General features: G+C 40.9%; 12 protein-coding genes. 6 read left to right on the forward strand and 6 right to left on the reverse strand.

What is annotated here, in order from left to right:
- Window positions 1–88 precede the first annotated feature (88 nt).
- Window positions 89–1,696 carry a glycoside hydrolase family 13 protein gene (locus tag M1G05_RS05775; RefSeq protein ID WP_247953331.1) on the reverse strand — a complete coding sequence of 536 codons (1,608 nt, stop codon included), beginning with the start codon at window positions 1,694–1,696 and terminating at the stop codon, window positions 89–91.
- 152 nt (window positions 1,697–1,848) lie between these two features.
- Between M1G05_RS05775 and M1G05_RS05780 the strand changes: the two genes are divergently transcribed.
- Both M1G05_RS05780 and M1G05_RS05785 read left to right on the forward strand, forming a co-directional pair.
- Window positions 1,849–3,333, forward strand: a complete 1,485-nt coding sequence (locus M1G05_RS05780) for a DUF1846 domain-containing protein (RefSeq protein WP_247953332.1) — start codon at window positions 1,849–1,851, stop codon at window positions 3,331–3,333.
- 94 nt (window positions 3,334–3,427) lie between these two features.
- Window positions 3,428–3,910 carry an S-ribosylhomocysteine lyase gene (locus tag M1G05_RS05785; RefSeq protein WP_000032547.1) on the forward strand — a complete coding sequence of 161 codons (483 nt, stop codon included), beginning with the start codon at window positions 3,428–3,430 and terminating at the stop codon, window positions 3,908–3,910.
- 60 nt (window positions 3,911–3,970) lie between these two features.
- Here M1G05_RS05785 and M1G05_RS05790 read toward each other — a convergent pair whose 3' ends face one another.
- From M1G05_RS05790 to rsmH, 5 genes are all read right to left on the reverse strand, one after another.
- Window positions 3,971–6,076 (reverse strand): ATP-dependent Clp protease ATP-binding subunit, encoded by a 2,106-nt coding sequence (locus tag M1G05_RS05790; RefSeq protein ID WP_084861574.1) that lies wholly within the window; start codon window positions 6,074–6,076, stop codon window positions 3,971–3,973.
- Window positions 6,077–6,410: 334 nt separating this feature from the next.
- Window positions 6,411–7,391 (reverse strand): phospho-N-acetylmuramoyl-pentapeptide-transferase, encoded by a 981-nt coding sequence (gene mraY / locus M1G05_RS05795; protein ID WP_000470817.1) that lies wholly within the window; start codon window positions 7,389–7,391, stop codon window positions 6,411–6,413.
- Between the two features lies 1 nt (window position 7,392).
- Window positions 7,393–9,645 carry a penicillin-binding protein PBP2X gene (pbp2x, locus tag M1G05_RS05800; protein ID WP_247953333.1) on the reverse strand — a complete coding sequence of 751 codons (2,253 nt, stop codon included), beginning with the start codon at window positions 9,643–9,645 and terminating at the stop codon, window positions 7,393–7,395.
- Between the two features lie 3 nt (window positions 9,646–9,648).
- The gene (gene ftsL, locus M1G05_RS05805) at window positions 9,649–9,966 is read right to left on the reverse strand and encodes a cell division protein FtsL (RefSeq protein WP_000227824.1); all 318 of its coding nucleotides are present in this window, start codon (window positions 9,964–9,966) and stop codon (window positions 9,649–9,651) included.
- A 9-nt stretch (window positions 9,967–9,975) separates the two neighbouring features.
- Window positions 9,976–10,926 carry a 16S rRNA (cytosine(1402)-N(4))-methyltransferase RsmH gene (rsmH, locus tag M1G05_RS05810; protein WP_000159429.1) on the reverse strand — a complete coding sequence of 317 codons (951 nt, stop codon included), beginning with the start codon at window positions 10,924–10,926 and terminating at the stop codon, window positions 9,976–9,978.
- Window positions 10,927–11,092: 166 nt separating this feature from the next.
- Here rsmH and M1G05_RS05815 point away from each other — a divergent pair, with 166 nt between their 5' ends.
- Genes M1G05_RS05815 through M1G05_RS05830 form a run of 4 tightly spaced genes read left to right on the forward strand, consistent with a single transcriptional unit; the run spans window position 11,093 to window position 12,766 of the window.
- The gene (locus M1G05_RS05815; protein WP_001082471.1) at window positions 11,093–11,287 is read left to right on the forward strand and encodes a helix-turn-helix transcriptional regulator; all 195 of its coding nucleotides are present in this window, start codon (window positions 11,093–11,095) and stop codon (window positions 11,285–11,287) included.
- Window positions 11,288–11,302: 15 nt separating this feature from the next.
- Entirely contained in the window at window positions 11,303–11,845 is a 543-nt protein-coding gene (locus M1G05_RS05820) for a DUF3278 domain-containing protein (RefSeq protein WP_247953334.1), read from the forward strand.
- Between the two features lie 10 nt (window positions 11,846–11,855).
- On the forward strand, window positions 11,856–12,182 hold the full coding sequence (locus M1G05_RS05825; RefSeq protein WP_247953335.1) for a hypothetical protein: 327 nt from the start codon (window positions 11,856–11,858) through the stop codon (window positions 12,180–12,182).
- Window positions 12,183–12,208: 26 nt separating this feature from the next.
- A complete protein-coding gene (locus tag M1G05_RS05830) occupies window positions 12,209–12,766 on the forward strand; it encodes a DUF3278 domain-containing protein (protein ID WP_247953336.1) in 558 nt (185 codons plus the stop codon).
- Window positions 12,767–12,777: the final 11 nt, after the last annotated feature.

A 12,777-nucleotide genomic window follows, 5' to 3' on the forward strand; every position in this document is an offset into this window, starting at 1 on the left:
TCATAAAAAAACAAAGGATTTCTGCCTTTCATACAGTCCTCCCTTGTTTTTATACGATTTCAATTTTAGATTTTTCTGTAAAAAAGGTTTATAGTAATTCCACACAGAAAGCATCCCATGGAGCTAAGATTTGTTTTTCAAAGACTTCCTGAGCCACGGTGTTTTCAATCAAGATAGATTTGACGTTTCCTTCTACTACAAAGTCTTGCTCTTCATTGGACAAGTTAGCCACAACTAGAAAACGACGGTCGCCATCTTTACGAATATAGGCAAAGACCTTGTCAGCTGTATCAAGCAATTCAAAGTCAGCTCGAATCAGCCAGCTGTTCTCCTTACGGATTTGAACCAGTTTCTGATAGGTATAGAAAATAGAATCTGGATTTGCCAGTGCTTCTTGAACGTTGATTGCTTGATAGTTTGGGTTGACTGCCAACCAAGGTTTACCTGTTGAGAAACCAGCGTTTTTGCTCTCGTCCCATTGCATAGGGGTACGGGCATTGTCACGTCCAATGACACGGATACTGTCCATGATTTCTTCCATCGGAACGCCTTTTTCAAGAGCTTCACGCGCATAATTGAGGGATTCAATATCTTCTACTTGGTCCAGCGTTTCAAAGGGATAGTTGGTCATCCCAATCTCCTCACCTTGGTAGATATAAGGTGTTCCTCTCATGAGATGAAGCAAGATTGCAAAGGCTTTGGCAGATTTTTCGCGGTATTCTTGGTCATTTCCCCAGATTGAGACGATACGAGGAAGGTCATGATTGTTCCAGAAGAGCGAATTCCAACCGTCCTCAACTCCTAATTCTGTCTGCCATTTGTTAAAAATTTCTTTTAACTTAGCGATATTCAGCTCTTTTTGATAATGCCATTTAGGCTGACCTTCCTGATACTGAAGACCGATATGTTCAAAATGGAAGACCATAGACAATTCTTGCCCCTTTGGATCCGAGTAGAGCTTGGCAATCTCTGGCGTTGCTCCCCATGTTTCCCCTACTGTCAAGAGATCCTGATCTCCAAAGGTCGCCTGATTCATCTCCTTGAGATAAGGGTGGAGCATAGGACCATTATTGACTACTTTCTCATCAGGAATTTTCCCAATCATGTCGATAACATCCATACGGAAACCGCCAATGCCTTTATCAATCCAGAAGTTCATCATCTCATAAATTTTCTGGCGAAGTTTTTCATTTTCCCAGTTGAGATCAGGCTGTTTCTTACTGAAAAAGTGGAGATAGTATTGACCTGACTTTTCATCGTATTCCCAAGCAGAACCACTAAAGATAGAATCCAAATCATTGGGTTCATCCCGCCAAATATAGTAGTCACGTTCAGGGCTGTTAGGATTTTCACAGGCCTCGACAAACCAAGCATGTTCATCTGAGGTATGATTGACCACCAAGTCCATGATGATACGAATATCACGTTTCTTAGCTTCTGCGATCAGTTGGTCCATATCCTCCATGGTCCCGAAAATAGCCGCAATCGCTTGATAATCAGCAATATCATAGCCATTATCATCCATAGGACTGTCATAAACTGGAGAAAGCCAAATCGCTGTAATTCCTAACTTGGCTAGATAGTCTAACTTACTGGTAATTCCTGGCAAATCGCCAATTCCATCTCCGTTGCTATCCATAAAGCTCTTAGGATAAACTTGATAGACTACGGCATTGTGCCACCATTTTTCTTGCATCTTCTTACCTCATTATTTTAATAATCTACAGTCTATGATAGCGCTTTTCAGATTTTTATGCAAGCGTTTGCCTAATCTTTTTGATTCCTTTTTTAACTCCATAGTTTCCTAACTTCCATTTTTTTATTATAATAGAGGTCAGAGGTAAAAAAATGAAAAAACAAGCTTTTAGTTCTGAACAATATTTGAATCTACAGCGCGACCACATTTTGGAGCGTATTAACCAATTTGACGGCAAACTCTACTTGGAGTTTGGTGGCAAAATGTTAGAAGATTTCCACGCCGCTCGTGTCCTTCCTGGTTATGAGCCTGACAACAAAATCAAGCTCTTACAAGAATTGAAAGAGCAGGTTGAGGTTGTGATTGCTATTAATGCTAGCAATATCGAGCATTCCAAAGCACGTGGTGACTTGGGTATTTCTTATGACCAAGAAGTTCTTCGTTTGATTGACAAATTCAATGAATTAGGAATTTTTGTTGGCTCCGTTGTCATCACACAGTACGCTGGTCAACCAGCTGCAGATGCCTTCCGCAACCAACTTGAGAAAAACGGAATTGATTCTTATCTTCACTATCCAATCAAAGGATATCCGACAGATATGGATCATATCATTTCTCCAGAAGGAATGGGAAAAAATGACTACATCAAAACTAGTCGCAACTTGATTGTCGTAACTGCTCCTGGACCTGGTTCTGGAAAATTGGCAACTTGTATGTCAAATATGTACCATGACCAAATCAATGGTATCAAGTCTGGCTACGCTAAATTTGAAACCTTCCCAGTTTGGAATCTTCCCCTTCATCACCCAGTCAATTTGGCCTACGAGGCTGCTACAGCTGACCTTGATGATGTCAACATGATTGACCCTTTCCATCTCCAAACCTATGGAGAAACCACTGTCAACTACAACCGTGATATCGAAATTTTCCCAGTGCTCAAGCGCATGTTAGAACGTATCCTTGGCGAATCTCCATACGCTTCTCCGACAGACATGGGTGTCAACATGGTTGGTTTCGCTATTACAGATAATGAGGCTGCTATCGAAGCTTCTAAACAAGAAATCATCCGCCGCTACTATCAAACGGTCCTTGATTTTAAAGCCGAAAAAATTGGCGAAGCTGCTGTCAAGAAAATTGAGTTACTTATGAATGACCTCGGTATCACACCAGCAGACCGTAAGGTTGCTGTTGCTGCACGCCAAAAAGCTGAAGAAACTGGCGGACCAGCCCTATCCCTTGAATTGCCAAATGGGGAAATCGTCACAGGTAAGAACTCAGAGCTCTTTGGCCCTACAGCCGCTGCTCTTATCAACGCCATCAAGAAATCAGCTGACATCGCTAAAGAAGTAAAACTAATCGAACCTGAAGTTGTCAAACCGATTCAAGGTCTTAAAATCGATCATCTGGGTAGCCGCAATCCACGCCTTCATTCAAATGAAATCCTGATTGCACTTGCTATCACAGCTACAGAAAATCCTGATGCTGCTCGTGCTATGGAAGAACTTGGCAACCTCAAAGGAAGCGAAGCCCACTCAACCATCATCTTAACCGATGAAGACAAGAATGTCCTTCGTAAACTAGGGATCAACGTAACCTTTGATCCTTACTACCAATACGACCGCTTGTATCGTAAATAAAGATTTGAACCTCTCCACCCTCGGAGAGGTTTTCTCTCTGTCTCAAGAGCTGGCTTTATGTTATAATGAAAGAAGAAAACTGAAAGGATTTACCATGTCAAAAGAAGTTATTGTTGAAAGTTTTGAACTTGACCACACCATTGTTAAAGCACCCTATGTTCGCTTGATTGGGGAAGAAACAGGACCAAAGGGAGACATCATCTCCAATTATGATATTCGTTTAGTGCAACCAAACGAAGACTCTATCCCTACCGCTGGCCTTCACACTATTGAGCACCTCTTAGCCAAGCTCATCCGTACCCGCATTGACGGCATGATTGACTGTTCACCATTTGGGTGCCGTACAGGCTTCCACATGATTATGTGGGGACGTCATACTAGCGCTGAGATTGCAGCAGTTATCAAGGATTCGCTGAAAGAAATCGCTGAAACTACCACTTGGGAAGATGTCCCTGGAACAACCATCGAATCTTGCGGAAACTACAAGGATCACAGCCTCTTTTCTGCTAAAGAATGGGCAAAACTCATCTTGGAACAAGGGATTTCAGATGATGCCTTTGAACGCCATGTCATCTAAACACAAAAAAGGAACCAGTTTTTCAGCTGGCTCCTTCTTTTTTATGCTCAAAATTCTGTCTTAGGCTTTTTCACGAATGACCAAAACACCATCTTCCATATCAGCTTCTAGGTGTTTAGCATCAAGGTTATCCAAGTGGAAATCTGTGACTTTGTCACGGATTTGTTGTTCAACCACACGACGGAGTGGACGAACACCCATGACTTCATCGTAGCCTTCCTCAGTCATGTATTCTTTAGCAGCTTCGCTCACTGCCAAGTCAATGTCTTTCTTAGAAAGCGTCTTGTTAACTTCAACCAACATAAGGTCTACAATCTTAGAAAGATCTTCTTTGCTCAAGTGTGAGAATTCGATGACAGCATTGAAACGGTTAAGGAATTCTGGACGGAAGTAAGGTTTCAAACGATCCATCAATTCTGGTTTATCAGCATCTTCTGTCAAGTTAGCTTCGTAACCAAAGCCTGCGTTTGAAGTTGCGATTATCACCGTATTCTTGAAGTTGACAGTGTTACCTTGACCATCTGTCAAACGACCATCATCCAAAACTTGAAGGAGAAGGGTGATGACTTGAGGGTCAGCCTTTTCAATTTCGTCGAGAAGGACGATTGAGTATGGATTGCGACGGACGCGTTCTGTCAAGGTATTGTTGTTGTCATCGTAACCAACATAACCTGCAGTTGTACCAATCAATTTAGATACGGCTGTGCGGTCGCTGTATTCTGACATGTCCAAACGGATGATAGCATCTTTCGTTCCGAACATATCAAGAGCCAATTGTTTAGCCAACTCAGTCTTACCGACACCAGTAGGACCTACAAAGAGGAAGCTACCGATTGGACGGTTACCTTCATCAAAACCAGCACGGTTACGACGGATAGCTTTTGCTACTGCTTCAACGGCCTTATCTTGACCAATAACTTTCGTCTGCAAACGATGACCCATATCTTTCAAACGTTCGATGTCCGTAGCCCCCATTTGAGATACTGGAATACCCGTCATACGTTCTACAGATTCAGCCACATCGTTGACACTTGCAGTCACTTTCATATCTTCTGTATGGTTTTCGATTTTCTTTTCCAATTCTGCAATGCGTGTTTTATAGTTTAGAGCTGCTTCAAAATCTTCTGCCTCAACTGCTTTTTCTTGCTTGTCTTTTTCTACCTCAATTTCACGTTCAACAGCATGAACATCTGTTACTGGATGCTGAGCTGCCAAGTGAGCCGCCGTAACATCGACAAGGTCGATAGCCTTATCTGGCAAGCTACGTTGAGGAATATACTGAACAGAATAATCAACGGCAGCTTTTAAGACTTCATCTGGCAAAATAACATTGTGGTGTTGTTGATAGAGATCACGAATTCCTTGAAGGATTTTAAAAGTATCCTCTGCTGATGGAGCATTAACCTTCACTTCGTTGAAACGACGAGCAAGGGCTGCATTTTTCAAGATAGTATTACGGTATTCATCTTGAGTAGTTGCGCCAATCACTGTCAATTCTCCACGTGAAAGAGCTGGTTTCAAGATATCAGCAAGACCTTTAGATCCTTGACCATCACCTGTGCTACCAGCACCAAGAATTTGGTGAATTTCGTCGAAGAAGAGGATAATATTTCCAGCTTCTTTGACTTCGTTTACCAAGTTTTGAATGTTTTCTTCAAAGCTACCACGGTATTGAGTACCAGCTTCAAGTCCAGAAATATCAATAGAAATGATCTCTTTGTTCTTGATTGCTGCAGGAACGTCGCCGTTCACGATAGCTTGGGCCAATCCTTCTACTACTGCAGTTTTACCAACACCAGCATCACCGACGAGAACTGGATTATTCTTTGTGCGACGAGAAAGAATTTCAGAAGTTTCTTGGATTTCTTTATTACGTCCAATAACCGGATCTAACTTACCTTCACGTGCTTCTGCAGTCAAGTTTCGACCTAGTTTTGCAAGGACACCGTCTTGTTTCATACCTGAAGACTGTTGTTTCATTTGTCCATCAGCTTCTGCATTTCCTGGCAATTGACCCGTTGCACGATAGTGAGCGAACTCTTCAGGCGTTACTTCACGGCCGTTAATCAAGTAACGACGGTTTTCTGAACTATATCCACGCATACCACCCATCAATTGGTTAAATAAATCATCCATGTTGTTAAAATTATTAAAGTTGTTGTTCATATTCTTTACCTCTTTTTGTTATTTATTATTACTGATATTGACTATCTTTGACTTTTTCTTTAAAAAATTTAGACTAGCTAAATCGCTACTCTACGTACTATTTCTGGTTTTTCTTTTTCAAGCAGGAGTAGACTATCTTTACTTCTAAAGATTTCTAGATTAAACATAGACCCCACCTCTTTCTATTTTACTTTAAATAAGTGTTCTAGTAAGGCTTTCATTTACCTTACGTTCATAATATACTACATTAGTCAAAAAAGGTCAAGGAATTTGACTTTAATTGACCAATATTTTTTAAAAAGCAAAAACACCCTGAAACATCAGGGTGCCATTCTTACATCAAATACAAAATTGCTAGGGTCAGGAGACTTGCTAGAAGCCCCACTCCCCAAAAGAAGAAGTCAACCTTCCACTCGCTCCAAGGATTTCCTTTACCAGACAATCCTCCAAGTTCAAAATGGTGATGCACAGGCGTCATACGGAAAATACGTTTTCCACCAGTCATTTTGAAATAGCCGACTTGCATCATGACCGAAGTTGTTTCAAAGACATAAATAATTCCGATAATCAAGAGAGTCCATTCTTGGTGGAGAGCCATTGAAATAGCTGCCAGCATTCCACCGAGAGCCAAACTTCCCACATCTCCCATAAAGACCTTAGCAGGCTTATGGTTAAAGACAAAGAAACCAAGCAAACCACCAATCATGGCAAGAATCACTAGAAGGATATCCATCTGACCTTGCACATAGGCAATAACTCCATAGGCAGACAAACTAATCACAACGGAAATGCTAGCTAAACCGTCAATACCGTCTGTCAAGTTTACTGCGTTTGAAAAACCGACTAGCCAGAAAAGAGCGAAGACAATATAGAAAATCCCTAGATGCACTTGGTAGCCAAAGACAGAAAGCATATCGCCACCACGCTCATAGAAAAGGTAGAAAATGACACCACCTAGAAGCTGAAGAGCCAATTTCTGTTTGGGATTAAGGCCCTCATTGATTTTACGGAAGACCTTGAGGAAGTCATCTAAAAATCCGATTAAACCATAGAGAACCAAGATAAATAAAATCATACCAACATTATTGCTGAGTTGATTACTAAATAGGGCGAAAAAGAAAGCAACTAAAACAGAAGCAATTAAGAAAACCAAACCTCCCATTGTAGGAGTCCCAGCTTTTGCCTGGTGCTGTTTGACATCCTCATGCATCTGCTGGCCTGTAATTTGCGCCTTTCTATAAAATTGGATAAAGGCCGGAATTCCTACTAAAGTTAGTAAAAATGTCACAATTCCAGCACTGATAGAAATAAACATATTAGTCTCCTAAAGTTAATTTAATTTTTTTAATGTTTTTGATAGCTGTATTAGTCCGAACATCTTGCTTCTGAACAACAGAACCTGACCCTTCAAATTCCAGCTCAATATCCAACCATTTAGCAAAGGCCTCAGCAGTCTCTTTTTTCCAGCCATACATGTCTGGAATTTCTTCTACCTTATCCGATAAAAGGAGAACTTGTTGGTTTGGTGCAAGATTGGTCCCTTCTTCTACAGAAGTCTCTTTAATCTTTGTTCCAGTACCTACAACGATTGGTTGCACAATATTTCGGCGTAAGGCTTCCGCCAACTCACCAGGTGAAATATCCTTGATGCTAGGCATTGCATAAGAAGACTCTGTCGTCACTTGATCTAAATTCTTAGCAGGAGATTGAAGATTGAGAGATTCTTTCATAGCTGAAGCCCGCTCCAAGATTGGGTTGGCAAATTCTCCCAACTGGATACCTGAATAATGTTCAGGTTGCTGAACCGTTACATACAAGATAAAATCAGGATTTTCAGCAGGGTTCATAGCCACAACCGAGAAAATGTAGTTGGTAGAACCAACTAAGTAGCCTCCATTTTTCTCGTCAGCGATTTGGGCTGTACCAGACTTGAGGGCTACATTTTGACCTGGAACATTAACAGTTGCTTTTCCTGTACTATGATTGTACATAGTTCCATATCTAGGATCCGTTCCTACCAAGACCATGTGAGTCCGAGTTTGGCTAGCCGCATCTTTCGAAACTGGATTCCCTACAATTTCTTTTTGAGATCTACGAACGGTTTGATCATTTGGATCATACAAGGCCGTAATAAATTTAGGCTCTAGCATGACGCCATCGTTGGCAATGGCTGTAAAAGCACGTAGCATCTGGGTCTGCGTTACAGAAATCCCTTGCCCAAATGAGCTTTGAGCAATATTGACAATATTATCAGCTGGAAGTTGACCAGCGTATTCATCTGTCAAACCAAAGCGAGTTGGGACCCCAAATTTAAAGCGGTTTAGATAATCCAACCAAGTAGCATCTCCCATTTTTTGTTCAAGAAGACTCATTCCAACATTACTGGAGAGAGCGAAACCTTGTAAGAAAGTCATCATCCCACCAGTAGTCAAACCATCATTAACATCCCAATCTCGAATCGTTACATCCGCTATTTTTAATTCACTGCTATTGAAGTATTCTCCACCTGGGAAAGTATTATTATCAATAGCTGCTGCTAGCGTCATGACCTTCATAGTTGATCCTGGTTCATAGTTACTTTGATAAAGAATATCACGCCAGACAAAGTCTTTAGTGATTCCTTCTTTAGTGTCTGCATTAAAGGTAGGGCGTTGGGTGGTAGCGAGGATTTCACCGGTCTTGGCACTGACCAAGGTCGCGGTCATATACTTACCTTTTACTTTTTCTAGAAAGGCATCCATCTGAGTTTCCATGAAAGATTGGAGCGGGCTAGACAATGTTGTATAAACATCCTTGCCATCCACAGTTTGTTGCGACACCTGTTCTGTTCCTGGTACGATATTTCCTACACGGTCTTTTTCATAGGTAATAATACCGTCTGTCCCAGCAAGAATGGTATTTAACGAACTCTCCAGACCAAAAGTTCCTAATAAACTCTTACTGCCATCCTCATTTTCATGGAGTTGAGCTAACCCAATAAAACTAGAAGCAAATTGTCCATTTGGGTAGCTTCTGTTAGGGCTAGTTGTAAAGTCAATCCCTTCCACACTAGCATCTTTTAAATCTTTTTTAATAGCCATCATATTGGCATAGGTAATCCCATTTCCTTTTGCTCCAAAGGAAACTTGAGTTAGATTTGGTTGAGCTAATTGCTCTTTCACATAAGCTTCATCCATATCCAAATACTTATGGAAGACTTCAGCTACCTTATTAAACTGCGAATCCTCTACATAAAGAATTTTACCCGTTGCTGACTTGTATTTTTTATCAATAACAGCATAGACGTTATAAGAGGTCGCATCTTCAGCGATAGGCACTCCATTTCTATCATAGATAGTTCCGCGTTTGGCAGGTACTGTTCGGGTTATTTGGTGAACTTTTCTAGCCTCTTTTACCAAGTCAGTACCAAATATATTACCTTTCGCGATAATATAAGCAAAATTGGCCAAAAAGAGAGCGAAAAGGGCAACAGCTACAAAGCTGAGGTACTTACCAACTATCCTACGGTTTTTTGCTGGAGATTTACGATTTTTTATCGCAAATCGGGTTATTTTTTCTGTCCATTTCATATCTTACTCCGCTGTTCGGATATTTTCATTATTCAATTTCAAATCTTTTTTATCTGCAATCTCTTTCAAGCGCTCTGAACGAATCAATTCATTCACTTCCTGCTTAGCATCATCGAGCTCTGTCTTCTTTTCCTCTATCTGCGCATTGATTTTTGTTAAATCACTTTGCACTTGCAAGAGTCGTGTCTGCATAAAGATAATGCTCACTGCTAAAACGAGAGCCGTAAAAGCGATGGAAAGATAAAAAGCCTTCTCCACACGTGAGAATTTTTTTATACGATTCTGCAAGAATTGACTGGTTGTTTCTTTCTTATCTACCATTTTTTCCTCTTACTTGTGAATTTTTCTGGCCACGCGCAACTTAGCTGAGTGCGAGCGGTTATTGGCTTCTAATTCTTCTGCACTTGGCAAGATGGGCTTACGGGATACCAATTCCATCTTGGGCTTGAGATCATCTGGGATGAAAGGCAAGCCTTTTGGAACTTCAACCGTTGAAGCTTCCTTGAACAATTGCTTGGTCAAGCGGTCTTCTAGTGAATGGAAGGTAATCACTGAGATTCTACCATCTAGAGCCAACATCTCCATAGCCTGCTGGATAGATTCATCTGCCGCCCCCAGTTCATCATTGACTTCAATTCGAATAGCCTGGAAAATCTGCTTGGCAGGATGGCCCTTCTTCTTGAGCTCCTTGGCAGGTTTGGCCGACTTGATAATTTCTGCTAACTCAGTCGTTGTCTCGATTGGCTTGACTTCACGTGCTTGTTCAATCTTACGCGCAATCTGTTTAGAGAATTTATCCTCGCCATACTTAAAGAAAATACGAACCAAGTCATGATAGTCGTAGTGATTCACCACTTCATAGGCTGTCAGACTAGCATCCTGATTCATGCGCATATCCAGTGGTGCATCCTTCTTATAAGAAAAACCACGCTCACGCTGGTCCAATTGAGGACTAGACACTCCCAAGTCATAACAAATTCCATCAATTTCCTGAACACCAGCTTCGCGCAAACGTGCCTGTAAATGACGGAAGTTATCCTTGATAAATGTCACCATTCCCTTTTCAATGTAAGATGCCAAACGTTTTTGCGCATTGTTAATGGCATTCTGGTCCTGGTCAAAGGCATAGAGATGGCCCTTTTCACTTAATTTACTTAATAAATATTCGCTATGGCCTGCTCCACCCAAAGTCGCATCAACGTAGATACCGTCAGGCTTTACGTCGAGCATATCAATCGTTTCATGGAGTAAGACCGTTACATGATGAAATTCTTTTGTCATATCCTATCTATTTTACCATAAATCCGACCAGCTTGCACTAGTCAGGCAAATAGGTCAAGAAAAGTAAGATTTCTTTAAGAAATATGTCAAATATGCTTGACATCTGCTCCATAGAAGAATATAATATAGTCAAATATATGCGACACAAATCCAGAAAGGAGTCCAGATGAATCGTGTGAAAGAATTTCGCAAGGAACTGGGCATTTCCCAGCTCGAACTCGCCAAGGATATCGGTGTCTCGAGACAAACCATCAATATGATTGAGAACGACAAGTACAATCCAACTCTGGAACTCTGTCTCAATCTCGCCCGCAGCCTCCAAACTGACCTCAATAGTCTCTTTTGGGAGGATAATTTTTAAAAAAGGAGCCAACTCATGAAAAAAGAAACCTTTACTGAAAAACTGATCAAACGCACATACGGCATTTCTGATCCCCTTGATGAATACAAACGGCGCGAGGCCGATCGTATCGGCAACCAAGTCTTTATCATCCTCTTTTATCTGATGATTTTCGGAAATCTTATTCCACTCCTTCTGGCCTATAAATATCCTCAGCTAGTGGCTCTAGTCTATCCTCCTCTAATTTTAGTGATTGCCCTCATCGCTGCTGGATATCTCACCTATCAAATGCAAAAAACAGGGATTACAACTATTGAACCAGATATGCTGAGCGAGAAAGAAAGTAAGCAACTACACTACCCAGGTCTTAAAGCAGGTTTGTTCTTTGGTCTATGGATGTTTTTTATAACTCCTCTTCTCGGTATACTCATAGGTGAAGGTCAGGACTATTTTCAGTCTCTTCTCACTATAAGAAATGGTGTATCAAGCATTCTCGGTTCTATCTTCTTCGGAGCAAGCATACAGTTCCTCATCTCCCGTCGCATTGAAAAAGCTAAAAAAGAGCAAGATGAGGATTAGGAGGTGCCCTATGAAATCACTAGTAACTTTACTTACCTATCATCTTTTGTTCAGTTCTCTGCTCATCTTCATCATCGTTTCAGGGAACTTGCCAATCTACGATATAGTCCTCCTTCCAGTCTTTGTTCCAGCCCTCAACAAAGGATTGACTTATCTAAAAATCGACTCCCCAAAAACGCGCATACTCAACTTAGCACTAATCTTTATGATTCTATCCTTACCACAACTGACGCTCATTTCAAGCAATTGGAAATATTATATACTGCTAACTATCGCTATCCTTTCTTCTATTACTTATCTTTATTATCTCTATCAATTCGTAAAAGAAACAAAATAGCATCGTTCATTTAGGAGAAATCACCCATGAAAAAAGAAGACTTAACAACTCGCCTACTTCGAAATTTCTTTCATATCCAAGGGCCTTTTGATGAATGCCGTCAAGAGGTTATCTACAAGGCTTGCGCCCGTTCCATGATCCAAATCTTTTACTCTTCCTTCATTCTCTTCCTATTCTATATTTTGTTCGGAAGCTTTATAGAAATTGTTCGAAATGTTATGCCCTACATCTATTTTGGACTCATTTTGTTCATGAGTATAAAAGCTCAAAAAGCCGTCCAAGAGCTTCATCTTGAAAAGGATGACAAGTCAGAAATCATCCTCAAAACCTACAGCAAAGCCCAAATCAAATTCCGAAGCTGGATTGTGTTTATCGGTATTCAGATTGGCCTCTTTACCTTACTCATCTTTCATAAAGTCTTCGTTCAGCAGATGTCCCTTTCAGATTTTGGAAAGTTGCTCATGCAATTCGATAAAAGTGTTCCTTTCCTGATGTATGGCCTGATTATCGGTAGCATTTTTGGAACCCTGACCTACGGCTTTCTATCCCTACAGGAGGAAAAAACTCCTAAAAATACCAAATAGAAGGAGAAAAG

Source organism: Streptococcus mitis, from assembly GCF_023109515.1.
GTDB classification, from domain to species: Bacteria; Bacillota; Bacilli; order Lactobacillales; family Streptococcaceae; genus Streptococcus; species Streptococcus mitis_CS.